Annotated in this window: 25 protein-coding genes; 23 read left to right on the top strand and 2 right to left on the bottom strand. The window is 42.3% G+C overall.

The window, feature by feature from the left end; genetic code table 11:
* The first annotated feature begins 25 nt into the window (after positions 1-25).
* The 21 genes from AZ46_RS21015 to AZ46_RS13820 all read left to right on the top strand — a co-directional run bounded on the left by AZ46_RS21015 (position 26) and on the right by AZ46_RS13820 (position 21,509).
* Positions 26-628, top strand: coding sequence for a hypothetical protein (locus tag AZ46_RS21015; RefSeq protein ID WP_051865548.1), 603 nt, complete (start codon positions 26-28; stop codon positions 626-628).
* Between the two features lie 25 nt (positions 629-653).
* The gene (locus AZ46_RS13725; RefSeq protein ID WP_051865550.1) at positions 654-1,280 is read left to right on the top strand and encodes a hypothetical protein; all 627 of its coding nucleotides are present in this window, start codon (positions 654-656) and stop codon (positions 1,278-1,280) included.
* Positions 1,281-1,323: 43 nt separating this feature from the next.
* Positions 1,324-1,989: a hypothetical protein gene (locus AZ46_RS13730; protein ID WP_029283099.1), complete on the top strand. Its 666-nt coding sequence runs from the start codon at positions 1,324-1,326 to the stop codon at positions 1,987-1,989.
* Positions 1,990-2,019: 30 nt separating this feature from the next.
* On the top strand, positions 2,020-2,670 hold the full coding sequence (locus AZ46_RS13735) for a hypothetical protein (RefSeq protein ID WP_051865553.1): 651 nt from the start codon (positions 2,020-2,022) through the stop codon (positions 2,668-2,670).
* Positions 2,671-2,711: 41 nt separating this feature from the next.
* Complete coding sequence (locus tag AZ46_RS13740; RefSeq protein ID WP_029283102.1) at positions 2,712-3,356, top strand: hypothetical protein; 645 nt, start codon at positions 2,712-2,714, stop codon at positions 3,354-3,356.
* A 33-nt stretch (positions 3,357-3,389) separates the two neighbouring features.
* Positions 3,390-4,046: a hypothetical protein gene (locus AZ46_RS13745; RefSeq protein ID WP_029283104.1), complete on the top strand. Its 657-nt coding sequence runs from the start codon at positions 3,390-3,392 to the stop codon at positions 4,044-4,046.
* A 41-nt stretch (positions 4,047-4,087) separates the two neighbouring features.
* Positions 4,088-4,735, top strand: coding sequence for a hypothetical protein (locus AZ46_RS13750; RefSeq protein ID WP_051865554.1), 648 nt, complete (start codon positions 4,088-4,090; stop codon positions 4,733-4,735).
* 75 nt (positions 4,736-4,810) lie between these two features.
* Positions 4,811-5,428 carry a hypothetical protein gene (locus tag AZ46_RS13755; RefSeq protein WP_051865557.1) on the top strand — a complete coding sequence of 206 codons (618 nt, stop codon included), beginning with the start codon at positions 4,811-4,813 and terminating at the stop codon, positions 5,426-5,428.
* Between the two features lie 43 nt (positions 5,429-5,471).
* Complete coding sequence (locus AZ46_RS13760; protein ID WP_152554752.1) at positions 5,472-6,116, top strand: hypothetical protein; 645 nt, start codon at positions 5,472-5,474, stop codon at positions 6,114-6,116.
* 71 nt (positions 6,117-6,187) lie between these two features.
* The gene (locus AZ46_RS13765; protein ID WP_029283112.1) at positions 6,188-6,838 is read left to right on the top strand and encodes a hypothetical protein; all 651 of its coding nucleotides are present in this window, start codon (positions 6,188-6,190) and stop codon (positions 6,836-6,838) included.
* A 103-nt stretch (positions 6,839-6,941) separates the two neighbouring features.
* Positions 6,942-7,586, top strand: coding sequence for a hypothetical protein (locus tag AZ46_RS13770; protein WP_029283114.1), 645 nt, complete (start codon positions 6,942-6,944; stop codon positions 7,584-7,586).
* 60 nt (positions 7,587-7,646) lie between these two features.
* On the top strand, positions 7,647-9,569 hold the full coding sequence (locus AZ46_RS13775) for a DUF6792 domain-containing protein (RefSeq protein WP_328286782.1): 1,923 nt from the start codon (positions 7,647-7,649) through the stop codon (positions 9,567-9,569).
* 15 nt (positions 9,570-9,584) lie between these two features.
* Entirely contained in the window at positions 9,585-9,911 is a 327-nt protein-coding gene (locus tag AZ46_RS13780; RefSeq protein WP_029283118.1) for a primosomal replication protein PriC, read from the top strand.
* Between the two features lie 284 nt (positions 9,912-10,195).
* Entirely contained in the window at positions 10,196-10,489 is a 294-nt protein-coding gene (locus AZ46_RS13785; protein WP_029283120.1) for a WXG100 family type VII secretion target, read from the top strand.
* A 92-nt stretch (positions 10,490-10,581) separates the two neighbouring features.
* Entirely contained in the window at positions 10,582-10,821 is a 240-nt protein-coding gene (yukD, locus tag AZ46_RS13790) for an ESX secretion system protein YukD (protein WP_029283122.1), read from the top strand.
* 14 nt (positions 10,822-10,835) lie between these two features.
* Positions 10,836-12,161 carry a type VII secretion protein EssB gene (gene essB, locus AZ46_RS13795; RefSeq protein ID WP_029283124.1) on the top strand — a complete coding sequence of 442 codons (1,326 nt, stop codon included), beginning with the start codon at positions 10,836-10,838 and terminating at the stop codon, positions 12,159-12,161.
* 23 nt (positions 12,162-12,184) lie between these two features.
* Entirely contained in the window at positions 12,185-16,666 is a 4,482-nt protein-coding gene (essC, locus tag AZ46_RS13800; protein WP_029283125.1) for a type VII secretion protein EssC, read from the top strand.
* Positions 16,663-19,557, top strand: coding sequence for a type VII secretion protein EsaA (gene esaA, locus AZ46_RS13805; protein WP_029283127.1), 2,895 nt, complete (start codon positions 16,663-16,665; stop codon positions 19,555-19,557). Before essC ends, esaA begins: the two co-directional genes overlap by 4 nt.
* The gene (gene essA / locus AZ46_RS13810; protein WP_051865561.1) at positions 19,547-20,050 is read left to right on the top strand and encodes a type VII secretion protein EssA; all 504 of its coding nucleotides are present in this window, start codon (positions 19,547-19,549) and stop codon (positions 20,048-20,050) included. Before esaA ends, essA begins: the two co-directional genes overlap by 11 nt.
* Before the next feature lie 73 nt (positions 20,051-20,123).
* A complete protein-coding gene (locus AZ46_RS13815) occupies positions 20,124-21,089 on the top strand; it encodes a quinone oxidoreductase family protein (protein WP_029283131.1) in 966 nt (321 codons plus the stop codon).
* 105 nt (positions 21,090-21,194) lie between these two features.
* Positions 21,195-21,509: a CHY zinc finger protein gene (locus AZ46_RS13820; RefSeq protein ID WP_029283133.1), complete on the top strand. Its 315-nt coding sequence runs from the start codon at positions 21,195-21,197 to the stop codon at positions 21,507-21,509.
* Positions 21,510-21,755: 246 nt separating this feature from the next.
* Here AZ46_RS13820 and AZ46_RS13825 read toward each other — a convergent pair whose 3' ends face one another.
* Positions 21,756-22,010 carry a GlsB/YeaQ/YmgE family stress response membrane protein gene (locus AZ46_RS13825; protein WP_029283135.1) on the bottom strand — a complete coding sequence of 85 codons (255 nt, stop codon included), beginning with the start codon at positions 22,008-22,010 and terminating at the stop codon, positions 21,756-21,758.
* Between the two features lie 189 nt (positions 22,011-22,199).
* Between AZ46_RS13825 and AZ46_RS13830 the strand changes: the two genes are divergently transcribed.
* Both AZ46_RS13830 and AZ46_RS13835 read left to right on the top strand, forming a co-directional pair.
* Positions 22,200-23,387 carry a class I SAM-dependent rRNA methyltransferase gene (locus tag AZ46_RS13830; RefSeq protein ID WP_029283136.1) on the top strand — a complete coding sequence of 396 codons (1,188 nt, stop codon included), beginning with the start codon at positions 22,200-22,202 and terminating at the stop codon, positions 23,385-23,387.
* A 91-nt stretch (positions 23,388-23,478) separates the two neighbouring features.
* Entirely contained in the window at positions 23,479-24,468 is a 990-nt protein-coding gene (locus AZ46_RS13835; RefSeq protein ID WP_029283138.1) for a DUF3231 family protein, read from the top strand.
* A gap of 13 nt (positions 24,469-24,481) precedes the next feature.
* On the opposite strand, the gene AZ46_RS13840 is transcribed toward AZ46_RS13835, so the two are convergent.
* Positions 24,482-25,042 (bottom strand): GNAT family N-acetyltransferase, encoded by a 561-nt coding sequence (locus tag AZ46_RS13840; protein ID WP_029283140.1) that lies wholly within the window; start codon positions 25,040-25,042, stop codon positions 24,482-24,484.
* Positions 25,043-25,303 lie beyond the last annotated feature (261 nt).

Below are 25,303 nucleotides of genomic sequence, written 5' to 3' on the forward strand. Positions count from 1 at the left end.
GGAAATTGAAATACAGGAGACGAACATGCGTTATTTCTATTTTATATTGTTTATTTTGCTTGCAGCTGGGTGCTCAGAGGAAAAAGTGCCTGATACAGAAGCTTTTCAAGATGAGTTTACACGGGAGTTTATAAAGGAAGGTGGGGAAACGGAAGACGGGTACCACGTCTTTCATTCAAAAACAGGGAAGTACACTTTCTGGTTTCCTGAAAACGCAAAAATGGCGGAGATGGGCTACGAAAGAAACGGAAACGACTTTGAGGTCGTACGTTTTGGAGAGAAAAAAGAGCCGGCCGGCATTTCAGGAGAACTGACCTTTGACACAGGTTCATCGGCGAGTGACATTGAGAGTCTGCTGCAATTGCTGTCTAATCGCAACGGGTACGATGGTGCGTTCAAAAAACGTATGCTCAATGGAAACGAGCTTTACGAAGCGCAGACCCTTGAAACGGTAGAGGGTCAGGAATATTACATACATCTGATTTACATCAAACACCCTGTGAAGTCCATGGGAATCACTTTCATATTTGAAGGGACCTGTCTGGAAGAGGCATGTGAATTTGATCATGCTGCGTTTGAAAAAGAGAAAGACACCATTTTATCTTCAATAGACTTTCTGGAGAAATGAGAATAGCAAAGGAGTCTGACACCATTTGAGAGGAATAATAACCCTTATCCTTACCTGCCTGCTTCTTATTTCCTCCAGCTGCAGCAAGGATTCTCTGCCTAGGGAGCGACTGCCGGATACCGAAGCATTCAAAAATGAATTTACCCGGGGATTCATGGCTTCGGCAGAAGAAACGGAAGACGGGTACTACACATTTGAGTCGAAGACGAATGGGTATACAATGCTGTTTCCAGTAAATGCGACAATCTCGACTATGGATTATGAACAGATTAAAACTGCATATGAGGCTCTGAGCTATAGTGAAGATGTAGATGATGAGAACATTTCATATTTTATGACGGTAAATTTTGAAAACAGTTCAGATACAGATGATATTCAGATAAATCTTGGAATTCTCTCAGATGTGTCAGGTTATGAAGGTGACTACAAAAAATACACAAACGCTGACAAGACAATATACTTTGGAGAAAAACGAAATGAAGAGGATGGTTATTATTTATATATAGCCTATATAAAATCAGATATATCTAATAAAGCAGTAAGTCTTACTTACAACAGCAATTGTTTAGACGACGGCAATTCTTGTGAATTACCTGGGTTAAGCGAAAAAGAAAAAATAAAAAGAATCGTAGAGTCAGTTGAGTTGAAATGACATGCAGATCAGCTCACTATTTTTTGACAGGAGCCTTATTGTGATGAGAAAAACAACAATGCTGTTCATCATTTCTTTCTTTATTTTTACAGGCGGCTGCGGAATGAGCAGTGGTTCAGAAAGTGAAAAAACGAATCCAGAGCAGACTCCAGAAACAGAAGCATTCAAAGACGATTTCACACGGGAATTTATCAAGTCATCTGATGAGTTAAAAGAAGGGTACTACACCTTTGTGTCAAAGACAAAAGGATACACAATGCTGTTCCCTGTACATGCAACGATCTCATCTGCAGCCCATAATTATCAAGATGATTATTTTGAAACGTTTAATTTTGGTGAAAGTATCGATGAGGAAAATTTATCAAGATATTACACGGTTACATATGAGGATAAGCCCTCCACCAAAGATATTGAATACAACCTTGAATTAATGACTGAGCACACTGGATACGAGTCGGAATTAAAAGAGATCAGAACTGGGGACAATGTTATTTATTATGGTAAAGGCAACAAAGAACTCACCCATAATGAAACAGGCAAGAAGGTGATGTTCTACGGTTATTTCGGCTATATTCAGTCGCAAAAGGATCAAGAAGGACTGCACTTTTTTTATGAGACGACATGCAGAAAAGCAGATAAACCATGCGAGATTAATGAACAAGTTGAAGAGGAAAGAGCACTGCTGATGATGAAGTCGATTCAGTTCTAGTATAAAAACACCTCGACAGGAGTAATTGTTTTGAGAATAAACATTCAGCTTCTATTGATTTGCCTGCTTGCATTTACAGGCGGCTGCGGAATCAGTATAGGAAATGATGGCAACGGAAAAGTAAATCAGGCTTCTATGCCTGAGACAGAAGCTTTTCATGATGAGTTTACCAGAGAATTTATGAAATCAACGGAGGAAACAGAAGAAGGATACTATACGTTCGAGTCAAAGACGAAAGGCTATACAATCTTGTTCCCCCGGGATGCTATTGTATCAATAGGTAACTATTATGCAGAGCAAGATAAACTGGAGAGTTTATCCTTCGGGGAGAAATTAGTGGATGAGAAGATTTCTTATTATATAAAGTTGAACTACGAGGACAATGAAATCACAGATGAGATCGATACGAAATTAAAGTTGCTCTCCAGCGGTACTGATTATGAAGGAGAATATAAGAAAATAGAAAAAGGAGATAAAGCTATCTACCTTTCAGATGATGGTCCAAAAAATAAAGATTATTATTACCTTTTGGCTTATGTAAAATCCACTGCTTCTAATAAAGCTATTCGCTTCACTTATATGAGTAACTGCAATGTTGAAGAAAAAAGCTGTGAGCTAATGACTGATAAATCAGAAGAACGGATTAATAAGATTCTTGATTCTATTGAGTTTGTTGAGTAAGTGATCTTATAGAACCTTTTATCATGACAGGAGCAAAAATTTTGAAGAGAATCGTACAGTTTTACATCCTTATTTTCCTAGCTGTAACAGGCGGCTGCGGAATGAATAGCGAACAGGGAAACGAAAGAGTAAATCAGGAATCTTTACCTGAAACTAGAGCGTTCAAAGATGAGTTTACCAGAGAATTTATGAAATCAACGGAGGAAACAGAAGATGGATTTTACACCTTTAAGTCAAAAACCAAGGGGTATACAATGCTGTTCCCGGTCAACGCAGAAATCTCTACTATGGATTATGAACAGATTAAAAGTTCATATGAGGCTCTAAGCTACAGTGAAAAGGTACATAAAGAGAACATTTCATACTTTATGACGGTAAATTTTGAAGACAGTTCAGATACAGATGATATTCAAATAAATCTTGGAATTCTCTCAGATGTGTCAGGTTATGAAGGAGACTACAAAGAATACACAAGCGGTGAAAAGACAATATACTTTGGAGAAAAAAGAAATGAAGAGGATGGTTATTATTCGTATGCAGCCTATGTAACATCTGATGGATCAAATAAAGCAGTAAGCCTTAACTACCATAGCAGGTGTTTAGATAAAGGAACTTCGTGCGAATTACCCGGTCCAGGAGAAAAAGAAAAAATAAAAAGAATTGCAGAATCACTAAAGTTTAAATGATATGCAGATCCGTTACTGACAGGAGCCGTTATTTTGATTAGAGCCATATTCCTATGTCTGATTCTGCTGGTGATTACAAGCGGATGTCAATCAGGAGAAGACCGCAAAAACGTTGAAACAGCACAGAAACCCCAGCAAGGAAATGATGCAATAAGGGATGAGTTTACAAGTAGTTTTATTGATCCCGACACTAAACCACAAAAAGGATTCTACTTATTCAAATCAAAAACGGATAGTTTTACAATGAATTTTCCCGAAAACGCTACTTTAAACCAGGTGTTTTATGAAATAGAAGGAAAAAACTTTGAAAATATGCTCTTCGGTGCTGATGACAAAGATGAAAATACGACGTTTTCAATGGTTTTGACCTACGAGAATCAGCCCGTTACAGCTGAAATAGAAGCAAATTTATCATTGATTTCAGACAGCGTGAATTACAGTGGCGAATACCTCAAAGAAGAACTCACTGACAAAACAATCTATTACGCTGAAAAAACCAGCAAATCCAAAAATGGTGAGACAACGTTCTACGAAATCTTCGGATATGCAAAATCGGCTGACAGTGACCAGGCTGTAAGCTTCACAAACGCTGTCAGCTGTTTGAAAACAGAAATGACATGCAAGATTGATGTAACCAAAGAAAAAATGAATACGATTGACTTAATGGAATCAATTGCTTTTATTAATTAAAGTGAAGAAAAACTAATTCTTCTGACAGGGGCCATATCTTAATGGAAAAAAGAATCATGCTATTCTTCATTCTTTTATTTCTCTTTGCAGGCGGCTGCGGAATGAGTAAAGAAAGTAAGAACGGGAAAGCAAATCAAGAATCTTTGCCTGAGACAGAAGCTTTTAAAGATGAGTTTACTAGAGAATTCATGAAATCAACGGAGGAAACAGAAGAAGGATACTATACGTTTGAGTCAAAGACGAAGGGATATACAATCTTGTTTCCCAAGGATGCTATTGTATCAACAGGTGATTATGAGGCTGTGAAAGATCAATTTGAGAGTTTATCTTTCGGTGAAAAACGAATTGATGAAAAAATTTCATATTTTATTAAGTTGAGCTACGAAGACAACAGCAGTACAAGGGATATCGATACGAAATTAAAACTGCTCTCCAACGGTGTTGAGTATAAAGGTGATTATAAGAAAGTAGTACAAGGGGACTATATGATTTATTCGTCGGATGATGGGTCTGGAAATCCGGAGTATTACTACTATTTGGCTTATATCAAATCCGCTGCATCTGATCAAGCTGTTCGATTCACTTATTTTAGTAATTGCATTGTTGAAGAGAAAAGCTGTGAGCTGATAACGGAAAAAACAGAAGAACGGATTAATCAGATACTTAATTCAATCAAATTTAAAGAGTAATTTTTCTGCTTATAAATCTGCTCATACATTTAATGATACACATTGTATTTCATCTACTGAGAGGAGCCGCGCAAAGTGAAAAGGGTAATACTGCTGTTAGCGATTGTGCTTGGAGTTACAAGCGGATGCGTGTCAAGTCAAGAATCTATACCGGATACTGAAGCTTTTAAAGATGAGTTTACTAGAAATTTTATGAAGTCAAAGGAGGAAACAGAAGATGGATACTATACGTTCGAGTCAAAGACGAAAGGCTATACAATCTTGTTTCCCAAAAATGCTACAGTATCAGTAGGTGACTATTCGGCAGAGCAAGATAAACTTGAAAGCTTATCCTTCGGAGAAGAACTATTGAGTGAGAAAATCTCATACTTTATTCGGTTAATCTATGAAGATAATGAAATCACGGATGAAATTGATACGAAATTAAAGTTGCTTTCCAGCGGTACTGATTATGAAGGGGAATATAAGAAAATAGAAAAAGGAGATAAAGTCATCTACCTTTCAGATGATGGTCCTAAAAATAAAGATTATTATTACCTTTTGGTTTATGTAAAATCCACCGCTTCTAATAAAGCTATTCGCTTCTCCTATGTAAGCAACTGTATTGTTGAAGAGAAAAGCTGTGAGCGGATAACGAAAAAAACAGAAGAACGGATTAATAAGATACTTTATTCTATCGAGTTTGTTGAGTAAGGATTCATATAGGAACTTATTTGTCATGACGGGAGCCGACATTTTGAAGAGAATTTTACAGGTGTATATTCTTGTTTTACTAGCTGTAACAGGCGGCTGCGGAATGAATAGCGAACAGGGAAGCGGAAGAGAAAATCAGGATTCTTTTCCTGAAACTCGAGCGTTCAAAGATGAATTTACCAGAGAATTTATGAAATCAACGGAGGAAACAGAAGAAGGATACTATACGTTTGAGTCAAAGACGAAGGGGTATACGATGCTTTTTCCTGAAAACGGGAAAATATCTATGGGGGATTACGAACAGGTTGACACCGATTATGAGGCACTCAGTTTTGCGGAAAAAATAGATCAAGAGAACGTAACGTATTTTATCACAATCAATTTTGAAGAAAGCCCTCATACTAAAAACACTTCGTTGTATACTAAGCAGCTGTCAATTTCAACAGGATACAGCGGTGAGTATACACCTTATAAACTTGAAGATAAGACCATCTATTACGGGGAATATAAAGATCGTGAGAGCGGGCTGTATTTTTATAATGCTTATATCGTATCCAATAAATCAGATAAGGGTATCCGCTTTGTATTTTCTGGAAGATGCATTGATGAACCAAAATCGTGTCACCCATCACCTTCTGTAATAAAAGATAGAATAAAAAGAGTAACGGAATCTATTACGTTTATCTAAATTTCAAAGGTGGCAGCAGAAAAAATTCAAGCCTGCGATTCTGCTGTCAATATTAAACAGGAGACATGCTATTGAAACAAATGACATTGTTATATCTCATTATCTTATTAGCTTTTACAGGCGGATGCGGGTTAAGTTCCGGTTCGGAAAGGGAAAAAATGAATCAAGAATCGATCCCTGATACAGAAGCATTTAAAGATGAATTCACTCGGGGATTTATGAAATCAAATAAAGAAACAGAAGAAGGCTTTTATACATTTGAGTCAAGAACAGAAGCGTACTCGATGCTTTTCCCCGTGCGTGCAGTCATCTCAGATATAGAATACGAGGTCAACGGAGATTCCTTTGAAGCATTTTCAATTGGCGAAGACAAGGAGGAAGAGAATTATTCCTACTACATAAAAGTCATTTTCGAAGATAAAAAGACGACAAAAAATATTACTGGAAAATTAAATGTATTATCTGATATGGCTGGGTATACAGGTGAGTATAGGAAAGAAGCTGGTAAAGAATTTGATGTTTATCATGCATCTAAAGAAGAAATGAATTATGGGAAAAATGTTGTTACTCACTTAGCTTATATAAAAGATAAGAAAACAAATAAAGCAATTTCATTCAATTTCAACGGAGGCTGTACAGATGAAGAAAAACCCTGCGGACTCGATTCAAAAAATAGAAATGAAAGCTTTGAGAAGATTGTGAAATCACTTATCTTTAAATAAAGGATGAAACAATTAAACAGAAGTAAACGTCAGGTTTATGAATAAGGTTCTAAGCAATTTCAAGCACTTATCATATTTCATCTCCGGAGAGGAGCCACACACAATGAAAAAAGTACTACTGCTGTTTTTAACGACTATGCTTGCATTTACGGGAGGCTGCGGAATGACTAAAGAAAAGGATAACGGTAAAGTAGAACAACAATATATGCCTGAGACAGAAGCTTTTAAAGATGAGTTTACCAGAGAATTTATAAAATCAGCGGAGGAAACAGAAGAGGGATATTATACATTTGAGTCAAAGACTAAGGGCTATACGATGTTGTTTCCTGAGAACGCCAAAGTATCTAAAAGCGATTACGAATTACATGAAAATAAGTACGAAACATTAAATCTAGGAGAAAAAATTAGCGATATTAATAATTCATACTATATAAAATTAACGTACGAAAAGAGTCCAAACATAAATGATATAGATGTACATCTAGATCAATTATCTATAACTTCTGGCTATAAAGGGGAATTCAAAGAAATCGATAATGGTACAAATATAGTCTATTACGCTAGAGAGAATAATAACGAAAAAGGTCTGTTTTATTATATAGCACTAATTAAGGCAAACAATACAGATCAATTAATAAGATTGACGTTTGACAGTAGTTGTTCTAATGGTGAAACAGAGTGTGATGTAGATGCTGACAAGCTGGAGCAAAGGTTAATGGAAGTAGTTAATTCCATAAAATTTAAATGAAATGGTTAAATCCGAGGTGAATTGATAGTGGATGATAATCAAATACTATTTTCAGATTTAATGAGGAGTAGAATTGCTGAACTGGAATACGGAGGCAAAGATAAAAAACGTATTACTGAAGAAGACATAAGACGTATTTATATTGAGGAGACTGGTAAGAACCCTCCTAAAAACATTGTTCTGTATCACTCTGATGACTTTAAAAGCCCTGATTCCCTAGATTCAGGTTTTGATGGTACGATAATTCATTTTTATGATATCGAAAATGGAATAAATGAATCTTACACAATAACTAGAGGAAGTGAAAACAAAGAAAAAAACGATAGTACTCCACTTGATTGGATTTACAATGCTATGGGAATTTATACAGGTGTTAATCAAAGTCAGTTTGATTCAGCAGTACAATTCGATTCGAAAGTGACAAGAGAAATCAACAAGATGATAGATAAAGAGATAAAATTAATGAGGAATAAAAATGTAAAAATTGATTTAAAAGATGTTGATCTAATTAAGTATGGCATAGGACATTCTCTGGGCGGAAACCTCATTCAAATGTTACACATATCAGTCGGAAATTTTAAAGATGTTTATGCAATAAATGACGCCCCTCCAAGTGCATATCAGTTGGCTACAATAGATAGGAAATTCAGAAAAAGTATAGAGGAAGAATTTAATATAGATAGTTCATCTATAGACCAAATCTACACCATCCCCCCAAAAGACCTAAAAGCCTTCGCCGAATCCTACTACAAAGAACAAGGCAAGAACATCCACCACCTCACGAATGAGGAGGATATGCTCTTTGCTGCTTCTGAGCTGCGCGGATTTTTGGATTTGGGGAGCCGGACTATGCTGGATTCGAATCCTAATTTTGAGAGTATCAGGGAGCGGATTGCGAATCTTTCGGATGAGGATCTGTATGAGATGCAGAAGTTTCTTGTGAAGTATGCCCCTGCGTACAAGGCAGGAGGCTACGACGGACTGATTAAGGCGATGACGGGAATTGATCTTGTCTTGCTGCAGGATTTAAAGGACGAGTGGGAGGGCTTCAGCATCACGGATAATCCTGTTGATACGCTGGATTCTGCCTGGGAGACGATGAAGAAGTTTGATGAGATGGCTGTGAGTTTAAGAGATTTCATCGAGCAGCTGCCTGTGCTTGCTGAGAACATACCGGTCATTCTCAGCATTTTCACGGATTTAACGAGCGAGGAGATTTCGGTCATTGAGGGTGAGCTCGCGGGTATGGAGAGTGATGTGATTGAAATCCGTTCGATGATAACAGATTTGATGAGCATGAGCACGATGGAGGACCTGCTTACTCTCAATCCCTTTACGTTCTTTGAAAACATCAAGGATATTAAGGAACAGTTTGAAGCAATCGATTCTAAGATCAACGGGTTAAAGGACAGGTTCGACAAGATCTTTGCTGCCATTGACAGAGCGAAGCTTGATTTCGGGGCAGCTGTCGAGGGCCACAGCCTGCAGCAGGTTTCAAACGCGCTTGCGAAAAAAGGAAGGCGCTATGAAGGCGGAAATCTTATTCTTTATAAGACGGGTGCAGACGGGAAGAAAATTGAAGTGAATCTTTCCTCTTCGGTACGTATTTATCAGAGGGGGATGGACAGCTATGAAGACCGGGAGGAATCACTTAAGCGATATCAGGCTGCTTATGATGCCGTATTTCTTGATGATTTTGAGACGAGAAAAAGACATCTCCTGAGTCAGATTCAGGATATGGAGACAAACCCCCGCGCTTTCAGAAGTGTGTTTAACCTTGAGGACTCAGAGATCAGCAGCATTCAGGTCCATGAGCACATTCCGCCTCTACCTCCTGCATTTGCTGACCGCATGGAGGAAGCTGTGCATCATTTTCAGTATCAGTTTGATAAAGGAAGAAGGCTTGTGACTTCCATTAAGACGTCGATTGAGAAAATGTTTAATGAAGAAAAGGATATTGCCGCCATTTTTGAGCTGAGATAGAAAGGGGTTATTTTGATGAACCAGGTCTTTAAAAGGCACCGGTTTGATTCGATTTCGGAACATCCCGGCAAAGCAGAGCATATCAATGCCCAGCTGAACCAAATCGCTTCTGAAGATGCAGCTCTGACTTCATATATCACAAATGAACTCGCAGGCAGCTCCGCCCTGTTCATTGATGAAGTGTTTAAAGAGCTGAGTCAGCTTCAGCGGGAGAACGAACATGCTGTCAATCAGTATACCTATATGAATCACATGCTTTCGAACCAATACACTTCTTTAATAGAAGAAATCCGCACTCAGAGCGTAACGATCCGCTATGATAAAAAAGAACCAGTAAGCTAATCCGACACCATATTTCACTAAATGAGACATTAAGTATCAGAAAGTACAAAGGACTTACCAACTATAAACTGGAATTTTTATTAAATTTTTTCCTTATAATAGGTTTATTATCCATTTAATAGTGGGTATTTATAAATAGATTTTACTAGTAGTGAGATTTTTTTCCTCTCTTACATATTAGTAGATAGTTTGTACCATTTTACTAGTATCACCCAAGTAACAATTGACCTCTATGGTCTTTGTTTATACAATTAATGTAAATTCATGTAAAAGGAGAGATAATGATGTCAGGAATTATTCGCGTAACACCAGCAGAACTTGTCGATATGTCAAAACGCTACAGCAACGAGGGTGGAGAACTTGGACTTCTTATCGGCCGTCTTGACAGCATGATCGGTCAGCTACAGGCTATGTGGGAAGGGGAAGCGAGCAACGCTTTCAGAGACCAATACGAGGAGCTTAAGCCTTCTTTCGTGCAAATGCAGAATCTTGTAGAAGATATCTCAAGACAATTGGACAAAACAGCACACGCTCTTCAAGAAGCGGATGCAAACATTGCTGGCCAAATCCGCGGCTAATAGCATCTGAAAGACAATTTAGTGAAGTGCTAAAAAGGAGCGCCGATTCTATTTTAGATGAAGGCGCTTCTTCATTTTTGAGGTGAAAAGGCATGTATATAGAAGTGACGATAGATTTGAAGCATTATACAGGAGAGACATTTGATCTGAGGCTGTCGAACTATCACTCTGTGAAAAAAGCAGTGGATATTGTGTGGCAGGCAAAATGCATTTCTGACCCACCTCGAGAAGGGTACTGGGTGCGCGTTCCCAATAAGCAAATTGTCCTATCAGGCAACCATAAGCTTGTAGAATGCGGAATTACAACAGGAGACCGATTTGAAATCCTATGAAGGAGTCATTCTCAATGTCAGAAAAAAAACCGGCATATTTGGAGCAGCAGCTTGATGCTGTCATCGAAAAAGAGAAAGACGGCTATACATTCGTCTTTCAAACAGAAAAAGTAAAGCTTGATCACGTATCAGAGATTGAAATGATCAAAGAAATGGACCCGTCTATTAAGCGTGATGTGACACTGGCTGAAGATGAATTGAGGGTTCATGTTCAGCCGCCTAAGACTTATTTGGGTTTTTCCAGTTTAAATAAAAAAGATGAACGAAGCAAGTGGAATTTTTCCTATCAGCTGGTAAAAAAGGTAAAAAATCACTCGCTTTCACGGATTCATCTCATTGTTTGTCCCGAGAATCTTCTTTTTGACCAGAGCTTTACCCCGTACTTTCTCCACTACGGCGTCATGGAGAGCATTCCTCCTTATGAACAGGACAGCGCACAGCTGCTGCGGGAGGTTAAAGCGTCCGTGGCGGCTGCAGTGGATTCGAAATATTCGTTCGAGCAGTATTTGAAATTTAACGAAACGTTAGATGTACCGCCTGTTCCGAAAGAGATTCTTTCAGCAGATACATATGAACAGCTCCTTGAGCTGATTGAAAAAAACATGAAGGAAATAGACAGACGAAATGCAGCACTTGTGACTATCCCACAGAAAAAGTGGAAGATGACGCGGTATGTTGCACTGGGCTTTCTGATCCTGCTTGTACCAGCCCTTGCTTATACAGCTTATTCCCTTTTTTCCCTGAATCCTAAACAGGAAGCGTTTGTCGCGAGCAATGAACATTACTTGGGCAACAACTTCAGTGAGGTTGTCAGCACACTTGAAGGCTACAGCATCGATGAGATGCCGCTTGTCGTTAAGTATCAGCTCGCATCCTCTTATGTTGTGAACGAATCGCTGACAGAGGATCAGAAGGAAATGCTGAAAAACCGGGTGACGCTGCAGTCCGATCCCCAGTACCTTGAGTACTGGATTCATGTCGGAAGAGGTGAAGCTAAAGAAGCCCTTGACCTTGCAAGAAACCTTGAAGAACGGGATTTAATCATTTTCGGTTTGATCAAATATGAAGAGCAAATTAAAGCTGACAGTGAACTGGACAGCGAGGAAAAACAGCAGCAGCTTGAAAAGATACGAGCTGAAATAGAGCAGTACGAAGAAGAGCAGGAAGCTCAAAAGAAAGAAGAAGAAGCAAAGCTTGAAGAAGAACAGCAGGCACAGGAACAGGTAGAGCAGCAGAAGGAAGCAGAAGAACAGCAGGCTGCACAGGAGGCAAAAGCAAAAGAGGAAGCTGCAAAAGCAAAGGCTCCTGCAGAAAAGCCTGCAGGTTCCGGCTCTAACTGATCATAGCAACAGGAGGTGAAATCATGAGTACGTTATGGGTTTTCCACGGGGATTCCTATCAGCAGCTTCAGCTGAACGATGAATCATTCAGGCCGGTTACAATCGGTCCTGATATCCAGCATACATTGACGATCAGAAATTTTCCGTTTTCATCCGGTCCGCTTAAGCTTGTGAAACAGGACAATAAGAGTGGTCTGTCCATTCTTCAGGAAGACCGGGAGATTGGCGCGGCTTCCCCTGATGAACCGGTTGTATTTGAGGATAACGGAGAAAAGCTGACGGTGTTTTTCACAGCAGCAGAAGAAGTTTCAGAGACAAGATTCGTAGGTTCAAAGAAAGAGGTTTCGTTCTCGGCAGTTGGCAGAGATGCTCACATTTTCAAAGAAAGCCAGTCAGCGGCGCTTGGAAAAAACAAGCTGAGCCTGGTCAGGACAAACGGCAGCTGGAAGGTCGAGCCGGGTGATGAAACGGTCTATTTGAACGGCCGGAAAATCGACAGCATCACGCCGCTTGAGACAGGTGACCTTCTCTTCTGGCCGTTTATGACGGTGCGTCTTCTGGAGGAGGATCTTCTTCAGGTGACAAGCTTTGAAGCCTTTCAGTCTTCTCTTCCGAAAACAGAAAAACCGCGCTCTGAAATGAGCAAAAAATATCCAGTGTACCGCAGAACGCCGCGGATGATTTATGAATTGCCGAAGGATAAAGTGAATCTCACCTTTCCTTCCCAGGAGAGCGATGATCACTCGCGCAGCCTGTGGCTGATCATCCTTCCTCCTCTTGTCATGATGATTGCAATGGGAATTGTGGCGCTTGTTGCGCCGCGGGGGATCTTCATCATCATTTCGATGGTGATGTTCGTGATGACCCTGATCACGTCAACCGCGCAGTATTTCAGAGACAAAAGCACGACGAAAAGACGTCAGGAACGCAGACTTCGCGTCTACACGCAATATTTGGAGTCAAAGCGGCACGAGCTTCAGGAAGTTTCTGAAAAGCAGCGCCAGGTTCTCTCGTTTCATTTCCCGTCGTTTGAGCAGATGAAGTACATGACACAGCAGCTTTCTGACCGGATTTGGGAAAGAACGCCTGAGAGCACGGACTTTTTGGAGCTCCGTATCGGAACGGGAACCGTTAAATCCAGCTATGAAATTTCACTGAGCTCAAACGATATGGCCAACCGCGAAGTAGATGATCTGCTTGAGCAGTCCCAGCAAATGGAGAAAGTTTACAAAGAGGTGCGCGATGTGCCTGTCAGTGTGGATCTTTCACAGGGAGCAATGGGCCTGATCGGGAAGGAAGCGGTTATCAAAAAGGAGCTTCACCAGCTGATCGGACAACTCGCTTTTTCCCAGAGCTACCATGATGTTCGCTTCGTCTTTATTTTCAACGAAAAAGAGTACAAAACATGGGAGTGGATGAAATGGCTCCCGCATTTTCAGCTGCCTCATGCCTATGCCAAGGGCATGATCTACAACGAACAGACAAGGGATCAGCTGCTCACATCCATTTATGAGATCCTGAGAGAGCGCGATCTGGAAGAGAAAAATGAAAAAACAAGATTTGCCCCGCACCTGATTTTCGTCATCACCAATCAGCAGCTTATCTCAGACCATGTCATCCTGGAATATCTTGAGGGTGAATTCTCTCATCTCGGGATTTCGGTTATTTTTGCGGCTGAGGCGAAAGAAAGTCTTTCGGATAACATTCATACGCTTGTCCGCTATGTGAACGATCAGGAAGGCGATATTCTCATTCAGGAGAAAAAAGCAGCCTCCATTCCGTTCAGGCTCGATTCGCATGACAGGGAAGGCAATGAGTCATTTGCAAGGATGCTGAGAACACTGGACCACCAGATCGGCATGACGAATTCCATTCCGAAAAGCGTGTCCTTCCTTGAAATGGTGAATGTCAAAGAAGTGGACGAGCTTCCGATTGAGCAGAACTGGCTGACGAGAGAATCAGCAAAATCCCTGGCGGTTCCGGTAGGACTTAAAGGAAAAGAAGATGTCGTCGAATTGAATCTTCATGAAAAAGCCCATGGACCGCACGGACTGCTTGCCGGAACGACCGGTTCAGGGAAAAGTGAATTCCTTCAGACTTACATCCTGTCTCTTGCGGTTCATTTCCATCCGCATGAAGTGGCATTTCTGCTTATTGACTATAAAGGAGGCGGCATGGCCCAGCCATTTAAAAATATGCCGCACTTGCTTGGAACGATTACAAATATAGAAGGCAGCAAAAATTTCAGCGCACGTGCTCTTGCTTCCATCAAGAGCGAGCTGAAGCGCCGCCAGAGGCTGTTTGATCAGTATCAGGTCAATCACATCAACGACTACACGACGCTTTACAAACGCAATCAGGCGGAAGAACCGCTGCCGCACTTATTTTTAATCTCAGACGAATTTGCCGAGCTGAAAAGCGAAGAGCCTGATTTTATCCGTGAGCTTGTCAGTGCAGCCCGTATCGGCCGAAGCCTCGGTGTCCATCTGATCCTCGCAACCCAAAAACCGGGCGGGGTCATTGATGATCAAATCTGGAGCAACGCAAGGTTCCGCGTGGCGCTGAAAGTTCAGGATGCAAGCGACAGTAAAGAGATCCTGAAAAATGCAGATGCAGCCTCCATTACGATTACAGGCCGCGGCTATTTGCAGGTCGGAAACAACGAAGTGTACGAGCTGTTCCAGTCTGCATGGTCAGGAGCGCCTTATCTCGAGGAAACATCTGAATCAGAGGATGAGGTGGCGATCGTAACGGATTTAGGTCTTCAGCCGCTTTCAAACCTCCAGTCTGCTGAGCAAAGCAAGAAGGATTCTGAGTCTGAAATTGAAGTGATCGTCGATAAAATTGAGGCGCTGCAGCATCAAATGGGCATCAAAAAGCTCAGAAGCCCGTGGCTGCCTCCACTCGAAGCAAGAATCTCGCGCCATCAGTACGGCGCAGAGGATCAGCATGAAATCTTCATTGGGCTTGTGGATGAGCCTGAAAAGCAAAGTCAGACACCAGTTGCGTATCAGCTGATGGACGACGGCAACGTGGCCATTTTCGGTTCATCAGGCTACGGCAAATCACACACCGTGATGCTTCTTCTAATGAGCATTGCCTCAAAGCTGAGCCCTGAGGAAGCGCACTTCTATGTGATTGACTACGGCAATGGAACGCTTCTGCCGCTCAGACAGCTGCCGCATACAGCCGACTATTTCCAGCTTGATCAGGAGCTTAAAATCGATAAGTTCATGCGGATCGTGCGCGATGAGATTTCGCGCAGAAAGCAGCTGTTCCAGCAGCAGGAAGTCAGCAGCATCAAGATGTACAACTCCCTGAGCAGCCATAAACTGCCTCTTATGTACATCACCATTGATAATTTTGATCTGGTCAAGGAAGAAATGCAGGAGCTCGAGGCGCAGCTGATCCAGTTTGCGCGTGACGGCCAGTCACTCGGCATTTATATGATCTTCACGGCTACGAGAGTTCAATCGATGCGCCAGTCGCTGATGAACAGCATGAAGACCAAGATCCTGCACTTCCTGATGGATACGACCGAAACCTATATGGCAGTGGGCAAAATTCCGTTTGCCCCAGAGCCTGTTCCGGGCAGGGCCATTATCAAAAAAGAGTCAGTATTCTTCTCGCAAATGTTCCTTCCTGCTGACGGCAGGGATGATTATGAGCTTCTTGATGCCATCAAGGAAGACATCAGCATGCTCAAAGAGAAATACAGCGGAGCGAAACTTCCGCGCCCGATTCCTATGCTTCCTGCAGAGCTTTCTATGGTCAATTTCACTCAATTTACAGACGGCTCTCAAAAAACAGGAGTCATTCCAATCGGACTGGACGAGGAGCATGTCCAGCCTGTCAGCATCAATCTGGCTAAAACGAAGCACTGCGTCATTATTGGCCAGACGCAAAAAGGCAAAACCAATGTTCTCAAAGTTGTGCTTAATACGGCTCTTCTGCAGGCAACGGATTCAATCGGGGTCTTTGATTCGATTGACCGCGGGCTTTCAAGTTATGCCACAGAGGACAAGATATCCTACCTTGATACAAAAGAGCAGATTACAGCATGGCTGGATGCTTCAGAAGAACTGTTCAAAGAGAGGGAAAGCACTTATTTGACAGCGATCCAGCAAGGGGCGGTAAACAATCTGGCCTTCTCGCCTGTCATGCTCGTTGTCGACGGATATGCAAGGTTTCAGCAGTCGCTTGACAGCATGCTTCAGGAAAGGCTGTCACGCTTTATGAAAAACTACAGCCATCTTGGCTTTAACGTCATTATTTCCGGCAACAACAATGAACTGACAAAAGGATTTGATTCATTTACGACGGAAATCAAGCAAATCAGACAGGCTCTGATCCTTATGAAAAAATCAGAGCAAACGCTGTACACTCTGCCATACAGCAGAAAAGAGAGCGAAATACACCCTGGATTTGGATACTATGTGGAAAACGGCAAAGAAACGAAAATTCAAATTCCTCTTTGCGCCATTGAAAGGAAGATCTACACATGACAGATCAACGAAAACATACGATAAAAATGATTGCTGCGGTGCTGCTGATTTTGGCAGTACCCGCGCTTTTCTTTCAGTTTATCGGGGACAACCCTCTTGAAGTGAGAGAAAACGCGACCCGGAATATTGCCGTTGTCAACGAAGATACGGGAGCAGAGAAAGTGGAAGAGGAAGAAAAGTCCGATTCTGAGCCCGTACAGTTCGGAAAAGAAGTCGCGGCAATCCTTGATGATGAGTCACAATATAAGTGGACGATTCTTGGACGAAGCGCTGCTGTCAACGGATTGAAAAACGGAGAATATGATGCCGTTATTTACATCCCGTCCAACTTTTCAACTAACATTCTGACCTATGATCAGCAGCAGCCTTCAAAAGCGGAATTTGAATATACTGTTCAAAACCAGCTGAATGCTGAAAACAGACAGAGAGTGCTCCGCGAGCTTGAAGACGCGACAAACCGTGTAAACAAGCAAATGTCATCTCTCTACTGGAGCTACGTTTCTCAGGATATGGAAAATGTGCGTCAGGAATTTGACCGTATTCTTGAGAAAGAAATCGCCTTTCAAAATGCCATGCTTAATTTTTACAAACCAAGCTCAAAAGATTTGGCCGGAGAACTGACGCAGCAAAAGCAAATGCTTGAGCAGCTGAAGTCAACTATTGAGCAGGCGGAAAAAGAGAATCCTGACCGCAGGAATTCTGCTGAACAATTTGAAAAAAGCCTTGCTGCTTTCGTTGAATATGTCGAGAGATACCAAGCGTATCAAGAAGACCAGCAGCAGCTTCTGACGCTGGCTCAAGAGGAGAGCCTGAACAGCATCCAGGGCGGTACATCTGATGTTGATCAAAGGCAGGATGCGGCTCAGGCTGCTTTTTTGGCTGAAGGAGACAAGCTTGCTTCTGATATGACGACTATGCAGCAGAAGCTTGATCAAAATCAGGCAGCAGCCGAAAACCTCGGAAATGTAAGACTCAGCCAGACAGAGCGTCAGGAAAGAGAACTTGCAGCAGTTCACAACGATTATGTGGACATGTTTATCTTGAAAGAAAATCAGGATACGCTGAACCGTCTTGAAGGAGAGCTTGTTCCTCTAAGACAGGCAATCAGCGGGAGTTCTGAAGAAGAACCGGGCGACGGAGGAGAACAGCCTCCGGGCGATGGCGGAGAAACGCCGCAGCCAGGCGGGCCGGGTGAAGGAAACACGGCCAATATGGAAGAAGAGCGGGCTAAAATTCTTGCCATATCTGAACAGCTGAAAAGTCTGAAAGCCCTTCTTGAAACAGTGCCTGAGCCTAGACCCCTTCAAGTGGATGAGGTCATCGGCCAATTAGACGGCCTTTCAGCTCAGCTAGTTGAAGTCGAACAGGCCATACAGGCTAAAGAGAATGAGAACTCATGGAAAGGCGAGTATGACAAGCTTTTAGAGCTTTACAATGCCCTTATTGCTAAAAATACAGAGCTTTTAAATGAGAACCAGCTGCTCAAGGAGCAGATTACTGCACTTGAAGAACGCCTGAAAAAACTGAACGATAACGTAAATTCAGGCTCAGCAGCAATCCGGTCCCAGGAGCAGACGATTTTAGACGCCCTGCCGGCTGAAAGAAAACAAAAGCTTGAAGGAGTATTTAATGAACCAATCAAAAACGGTTCAATGAATGAAGTATTAAGCTATCACACGGTTCTTGCTCAATATGAAGCAGCCGTTTCGAGATTAAACAACCCTTCAGTGCCGGCTAAAGATGCCGTCCTTTCAGATGAATGGCAAAAGACGAAAGTCAATACCATCCTGTCCATCAATTCAGAGGAGCAGGGAGCCTGGGATAAACTGAATCAGGAACTTCCCGAGGCAGAAAAGCAAATGGAAGACCTCCAGGCATCCGCTCTTGCTTTCATGGACGAGTACAGTGCAGAGCTTGAGACGCAGCAATCAGCCATCCTTGAAGAGCTGACTGCGATGGAAGAGAGCGCAGCAAAGGTTCTAAGCCAGGTTCAGGAATCAGGCGATACGACTTCAAGACTGCCTCTTGAAAACTCGGACGGGACAACTCTTGTTTCTAATCAGCAAACGATTGGACAGGAAATTGCAATGATGACAGAGCTTGTGAATTCACTTGGCGAGAGACAGGATACGGTTGTAAGCAGTACGGACGACCTCCAGCAAAAAGTGAATCAGGTTCAGTCTGAAGCAGATGTCCTGAATGAAAAATGGGCAACAAACGTAGCGTCTACCCAGCTTGTAAGGGATGATGTGTTCAGCATCCTCGGCAACACATTTGTAGACGGACAGAATAACGGCTATGTGTACGAACACCTTGCAAATCCGCTTCAAATCAGCGGAGATGCACCGGCAGCGCAGGCGAAAGCTGTTCCTCCTGTCGTGATCTTGGTCATTATCTTGATCAGCAGTCTGCTGATCGGCTACTTCAGCAACTATTTCAAAACGGCTCCGATGCTTGTCAGAGGTTCTATGTTTACACTTCTGAACCTCCTTGTAGGGCTGATTATCAGTGTATTTGGTCTAAATATTTACACCTTGACGAATGAACGGGCAATTCAGTGGTCCATCTTCACCATCCTGCTTGTATTCGCAGCCTCAACGGTTGTCCGGACGGCTTTCTTGTTCAGCAACTTCTTAGGATGGGTTGCAAGCGTAGGACTTGTCGCATTCTTTGTAAGCCCGCTGCTTGCACTGGCTGCGCCGAATTTCAACTACGAAGATCCGATGTCAAAAGTGTATATATCAATCCAATACGATGCTCAAAACCTGTTTACACAAGGGATATTGGTACTCGCAGGCATCATCCTTGTTCTGACCATTCTGCCGTTTGTCGTCAATGCGTTTAAAAACACAAATGAACAGGCTGATCAGGATCATGCGCATGACATGTAGAACACTTTCAGCTTCGATTCTGCTGCTTGCCCTTGTCTTATCAGGCGGGGCATCAGCACTTGCTGAGACAGATCTCAATCAGCTTGACCCGAACGTCTATGAGGAAAAAGAGCGCAAGGAAAACACCGAGTATCTTCATGAAAAGGCTCTTTTTGAAAAAAGAGAAGAAATTCCGGAAGAACAAAAAGACTTAACCTTTCAAAAACCCGGAAGAGATGCTGCGAATGAACTGAAAGACCGCCTTTTCACTCAATATACAAAAGAGAATAACACCATTAAATCCAAAGCGGAGCAAATGGGGCTGTTCTCGGAAAGCACAGATCAGGCGTCAGGGACAATCAGCACCGAAGAAGAACAGCAGCAAAGCGGGAACACAGGACTGCTGATGACTTATATCCTTTTGATTGCAGTGGGGGTATTGCTTATTATCGGAATTCTGATTCCTAAAATGACTCAAAGCAAAAAAGCAGACGCTATTGAAGGCAGCCGGTGATACGGCTGTCTTTTTTTATGGCTTCAGAATTTGGTACACTGTAGAAAACAGTTGAACAGAGAGGATTGACCCTATGAAGGCATTAGTATTCAATCAATTCGGCGGACCAGAGGTTCTCAAGATGGCAGATGTTGAGGCACCGGTCATTGGCCCTGACGAAGTACTCATACGAATGAAGGCTGTCGGCTTAAATTTTGCAGATGTTTACCGCAGAAAAGGAAATTACCACTTAGAAGGCTCCCCGCCTTTTATTCTTGGCTATGAAGGAGCAGGAATTGTAGAGGAAGCCGGCTCTAACATTACCCATATAAGAAAAGGTGACCGTGTCGGCTTTGCCGATGTTCCTTATTCAAACGCAGAACTGACTGCCGCTCCTTCAGATAAAGTCATTCCGCTGCCGGAAGATATTTCTTTTGAAACAGCAGCAAGTGTTTTGCTGCAGGGACTGACAGCTCACTATTTGACCTCAGACAGCTATGCCATTCAAGAAGGAGATGTTTGCGTCGTACATGCAGCTGCAGGAGGTGTAGGCCAGCTTCTTACCCAAATGATTCGTATACTCGGCGGAAAGGCAATAGCGCTTGTTTCGACCCCTGAAAAAGCAGCGGTTGCTAAAAGAATGGGAGCCCGAGATGCCTTTTTATACAGTGATCATTGGGTACAGGAAATTTTGGACGCAACAAATGGGAGAGGTGCTGACGTTGTTTATGAATCAGTCGGGTCCACCATTATGGACAGCTTTAAGGCAGTGAGAACAGGAGGCACAGTAGTTTTCTACGGCATGGCAGGAGGAGATCCTGTTCACATCGACCCGAGAATGCTGATGGATACCTCAAAAACGCTGACCGGAGGAGACCTCTGGAACGTCCTTACTTCTCGGGATGAACGTCTAAAACGGTCGAACAAACTGTTTCAATGGATTACCTCCGGATCACTTGCTATGGAAGATCCCTCCATCTTCCCATTAAACAAAGGTGCTGATGCTCACCGTCTCCTTGAAAGCAGAAAAAGCACAGGAAAAATTGTGCTTATTCCATAGAGCGCTGCAGGGTACCCTCTTGAGTCATTTTTCCTTGGCAAGTAAAAAGACCCGCGTAATCAACTAAAACCCCCTGCAAGCCATTCTGAGGAGCGTGAAGCATACATGAAGATTAAGGGTGTTGGTCTTGACCGCAACACAAGATGCAGCCACTACTCAACTGAAAAAGATATCATTGCGATAAAATTTAAATGCTGCGGGACCTATTATGCCTGCTTTGAGTGTCACAGGGAGCTGTCAGGTCATGCTCATGAGGTGTGGAACAAAGAAGAATTCGATGCGAAAGCGATCTTCTGCGGAAACTGCCGGTCCGAACTCACCATTAAGGAATACATGGAGAGCGGGTATGAATGCCCTTCCTGCAAATCGGACTTTAACCCGGGCTGCAGAAATCACTACCACCTCTACTTTGAGGGCTGAAGCGTTTATTAAAAAGCCAAAGTGGGAAACTAAACAGAAAGAGGAGGAGATCGATTTGAAGAATTTAATTAGAAAAGCAATTAAATATGCACCTATCGTCTATCCGATTGTGAAAAAGATGCTGAACAAGCGCAAAGGAAGACGCACAACTTATTAATACATGTGAGGCCCTGCACAGCAGGGCCTTTTATTTATGCTTTTTTCCATAGAAAAAGCACCCGCAGTCAGCGGATGCCAGTTCTCTTATTATGCTGTTTTGCGCATTGAGCGAAGAACAAGGCTTAACAAGAATACGAAGATGATTGCTCCAAGCAATGCCGGAATAATTGCAATTCCTGCTAATGAAGGGCCGAATGAACCAAGAAGCTCTCCGCCGATCCATGCTCCGATAATACCAGCAATGATGTTTCCGATAATGCCTCCCGGAACGTTTTTCCCTAAAATAATTCCTGCCAGCCAGCCGATTAAACCGCCGACGATTAAGTATAAAATAATGCCCATTTTCATTCATCCTTTCAGTGTGGTTTTGTGTATTGCTGTTTCTATTCGTTGTTATTCCCCGGCTTTTTCAAAAAGAAACATTTTGTTTAAAAATTCTTTTCAGGGGCCTTCTTTGGGCATTCTGGCAAGTGACCTGAGTTTCATGTAGTATGGGTAAAAGAATTCACAAAAGATTGGACGGAACATGACATGGAAAAAACCATTTTGATCAAACGAAAATACGCAAATGAAATGAAAAGCGGCAGCCCGCTTATCCCTAAAGATGCTCTTGTAAATCCCTCCGCTCTGAAAGAAGAAGGGGAATTGATCAGGCTCCTTGATGAGCAGCGTCAATTTATTGGCTTGGGCTATTATGGCAGGCAGAATAAAGGAGCCGGCTGGATCCTGACTCATAAAGAAGGTGAACCCATTGATCAGGCCTTTTTTGATGAAAAACTAAAAACCGCCCTCTCTTACAGAAAGCAGCTGTTCGAAAGCACGGATACAACAGCTTTTCGCGTGTTTAACGGTGAGGGTGACGGTATAGGCGGATTAACGATTGATGTCTTTAACGGCTATTATTTGCTGACATGGTACAGCAAAGGCATCTATCAGTTCCGGACAGCCATCCTGGATGCCCTGAAAAAGTACGCTGAACCTGCAGGCATCTATCAGAAAAAAAGATTTGATACAAAGGGCCAAGTGGTGGATGAAGACAGCTATGTGGAAGGGGAACAGCCTGAGTTTCCTCTGATTGTGAAGGAAAATGGCGTTAAGTTTGCCGTGTATTTGAACGACGGAGCCATGGTGGGTGTCTTTTTGGATCAGAGAGAGGTCAGAAAAGCCATCAGAGACAAGTATGCACAAGGAAGAACAATGCTGAACCTCTTTTCTTATACGGGTGCTTTTTCTGTTTATGCAGCACTTGGAGGAGCTGTTAAAACAACAAGCGTAGACCTGGCGAACCGCAGCATGAGCAAAACAATCGAGCAGTTCAGCATCAATGGCATCGACTATGAAGCACAGGACATCATCGTGGAAGATGTGTTTCACTATTTCAAGTATGCCGTGAAGAAAAAGCTGAAGTTCGATATGGTGGTTCTTGACCCGCCAAGCTTTGCAAGGTCAAAAAAGGTTACCTTCAGTGCGGCTAAGGACTATAAAGACTTGCTGAAGGATGCTGTCGAACTGACCTCAGATAAGGGTGTCATCGTTGCTTCGACAAACTGCAGTACATTTTCTATGAAAAAGTTTAAGGGCTTTATTGATGCTGCCTTTAAGGAGAGGGGCGAGTCTTACAGGGTACTTGAGGAATATTCTCTTCCTGATGATTTTAAGACGATCAAAGAGTACAAAGAAGGCAATTATTTAAAAGTGGTGTTTATAGAAAAACGGTGAGCCGGTCTTTTTAGACCGGTTTTATTTTCGCATAAAATAAATGCTCTTACGAAATAGTAATAGAAAATCCGGTACAGGGAGATTACTGCACATGGCTCATCACAACATTAACTTAACAGCTCCTGAAATCTCCGCTTTGTGGACCACGTATATGCAGGAAAGTGCATCTTTATGCTTTTTAAAGCATTTTATGGTCCATATGGAGGACGAGGAGATTGCCCCATTAGTTAAAGAAGCGATGCAGCTTTCAGCATCTAATCTGGAAACGGTAAAACGCTTTTTAGAGGGTGAAAACTATCCTGTTCCAGACGGTTTTTCAGATGCAGACGTGGATTTGTCTGCCCCTCCCTTATATACAGATCTGTACGCGCTGAGTTATGTGTACCGTACAAGCCAGCTTACTCTTGTCAGCGTCTCAACACTCATTACGAATGTTGCCAGAACTGATCTGCTTGCGTTTTTTATACAAGTGCAGCAGAAGGTAACAGGTTTGTATAAAATGTCCGTCGATTTAATGCTTTCTAAGGGGATTTATGACCGCCCTCCGAAAATGACCTATCCAGACAGCGTGCATTATGTTGAAAACAACTCCTATTTGACCGGCTGGTTTGGTGAAAGAAGACCGCTTAATTCGTATGAACTTGGCGAAGCGTTTTTTATTATCGAGCGCAATTATATCGGTATTCTGCTGCTTAAGGGCTTCCTTCAATGCATGAAAGACAAAGAAATTAAAAACTACTTAATAAGGGCGAAGAAGTTCGCTGAAAAACAGGTGGATGTCTTTAATCTTCTGCTGAAGAAAGAAGGCCATTTGGGAACGATTCCAGTATCGCTTGAGGTGACGGATTCAGAGGTATGTCCGTTTTCTGAAAAGCTGATTATGTTCATGATTACAGCATCAACAGGCGCTGCCATATCACTGATTGGAAGGAGTTTATCTTTGTCGATGAGAAGGGATGTAGGGGCCCATTATCTGCTGATCATGAAAGATATTATGCTCTTTACGGAAGATGGCACACAGCTGATGATTCGGCGCGGGTGGTTTGAACAGCCGCCCCAGTCAGAAATAAAGCCATTGTGAAAAAGCGGTATTCTTATTGGAATCCGCTTTTTTGCCATTCTTCTTTCAGGATGGAATGCATGATCACGTCATAGGGTTTATCGTCCTGGATAATATAATCTCTCAGTCTTCCTTCCTCTTTAAACCCAAGCTTTTGAAGAACGCTTCTGGAAGGGGTATTTTCAATCATGACTACAGCCCCAACGCGAATCAGTCCCATTTTTTCAAAGCCAAAGGACAAAATAGCCTTTATAGCCTCTATGCTGTAGCCCATTCTCCAGTAATCACGTGAGATCTCGTAGCCTATTTCAGCGCGCTTGTATTTTGGGGACAGGGAATGATACCCGCATGTGCCTATCAATGTGCCGGAGTCTTTTAACTCAATTCCCCAGCGTATGAGCCTGTTTGACTGGTAGCCAAGCTTGAAGCTGTGTATCAGGGCCTCTGCTTCCTCTTTTGTTTTAAAGACATTCATCCCGTAATACCTTGTTACTTCCTCTTTTGAAAAGGTTTGATAGATTTGTTCAGCGTCAGATTGATCGATGCTTCTCAGTCTGAGCCGGTCCGTTTCAATCAATGGAAATGTTGACGGCATATTCGCTCTCCTTTTTCTTCTTGAATCTGTTTATTTCGACAGCAACCTGGTAAAATCCTGTTTTTTTGGCAGCATGTTTCGCTGAAATCCGACTGTGTGCGCACCCGTTTATTTGAACAGTTTTTCAGCACCCATTCTTTAGTGTTTACATGTATACACTATTCGTTTACTTGTAAACAAAATGTAATCTATTGTATACAAATAATGTTTACAAGTGTACAAATGCGTACGCATGTTGATGTATAGGGATGTTTACAAATT

Origin of the sequence: Metabacillus indicus LMG 22858, assembly GCF_000708755.2 — a bacterium.
GTDB lineage: Bacteria > Bacillota > Bacilli > Bacillales > Bacillaceae > Bacillus_P > Bacillus_P indicus.

What these genes read in the sequence shown, in the direction of transcription:
- AZ46_RS21015 (WP_051865548.1), top strand. Translation starts at nt 26, where the DNA reads ATGCGTTATTTCTATTTTATATTGTTTATTTTGCTTGCAGCTGGGTGC.
- AZ46_RS13730 (WP_029283099.1), top strand. Translation starts at nt 1,324, where the DNA reads ATGAGAAAAACAACAATGCTGTTCATCATTTCTTTCTTTATTTTTACA.
- AZ46_RS13750 (WP_051865554.1), top strand. Translation starts at nt 4,088, where the DNA reads ATGGAAAAAAGAATCATGCTATTCTTCATTCTTTTATTTCTCTTTGCA.
- AZ46_RS13770 (WP_029283114.1), top strand. Translation starts at nt 6,942, where the DNA reads ATGAAAAAAGTACTACTGCTGTTTTTAACGACTATGCTTGCATTTACG.
- AZ46_RS13775 (WP_328286782.1), top strand. Translation starts at nt 7,647, where the DNA reads ATGAGGAGTAGAATTGCTGAACTGGAATACGGAGGCAAAGATAAAAAA.
- AZ46_RS13780 (WP_029283118.1), top strand. Translation starts at nt 9,585, where the DNA reads ATGAACCAGGTCTTTAAAAGGCACCGGTTTGATTCGATTTCGGAACAT.
- AZ46_RS13785 (WP_029283120.1), top strand. Translation starts at nt 10,196, where the DNA reads ATGTCAGGAATTATTCGCGTAACACCAGCAGAACTTGTCGATATGTCA.
- yukD (WP_029283122.1), top strand. Translation starts at nt 10,582, where the DNA reads ATGTATATAGAAGTGACGATAGATTTGAAGCATTATACAGGAGAGACA.
- essB (WP_029283124.1), top strand. Translation starts at nt 10,836, where the DNA reads ATGTCAGAAAAAAAACCGGCATATTTGGAGCAGCAGCTTGATGCTGTC.
- essC (WP_029283125.1), top strand. Translation starts at nt 12,185, where the DNA reads ATGAGTACGTTATGGGTTTTCCACGGGGATTCCTATCAGCAGCTTCAG.
- esaA (WP_029283127.1), top strand. Translation starts at nt 16,663, where the DNA reads ATGACAGATCAACGAAAACATACGATAAAAATGATTGCTGCGGTGCTG.
- essA (WP_051865561.1), top strand. Translation starts at nt 19,547, where the DNA reads ATGACATGTAGAACACTTTCAGCTTCGATTCTGCTGCTTGCCCTTGTC.
- AZ46_RS13815 (WP_029283131.1), top strand. Translation starts at nt 20,124, where the DNA reads ATGAAGGCATTAGTATTCAATCAATTCGGCGGACCAGAGGTTCTCAAG.
- AZ46_RS13820 (WP_029283133.1), top strand. Translation starts at nt 21,195, where the DNA reads ATGAAGATTAAGGGTGTTGGTCTTGACCGCAACACAAGATGCAGCCAC.
- AZ46_RS13825 (WP_029283135.1), bottom strand. Translation starts at nt 22,010, where the DNA reads ATGGGCATTATTTTATACTTAATCGTCGGCGGTTTAATCGGCTGGCTG.
- AZ46_RS13830 (WP_029283136.1), top strand. Translation starts at nt 22,200, where the DNA reads ATGGAAAAAACCATTTTGATCAAACGAAAATACGCAAATGAAATGAAA.
- AZ46_RS13835 (WP_029283138.1), top strand. Translation starts at nt 23,479, where the DNA reads ATGGCTCATCACAACATTAACTTAACAGCTCCTGAAATCTCCGCTTTG.
- AZ46_RS13840 (WP_029283140.1), bottom strand. Translation starts at nt 25,042, where the DNA reads ATGCCGTCAACATTTCCATTGATTGAAACGGACCGGCTCAGACTGAGA.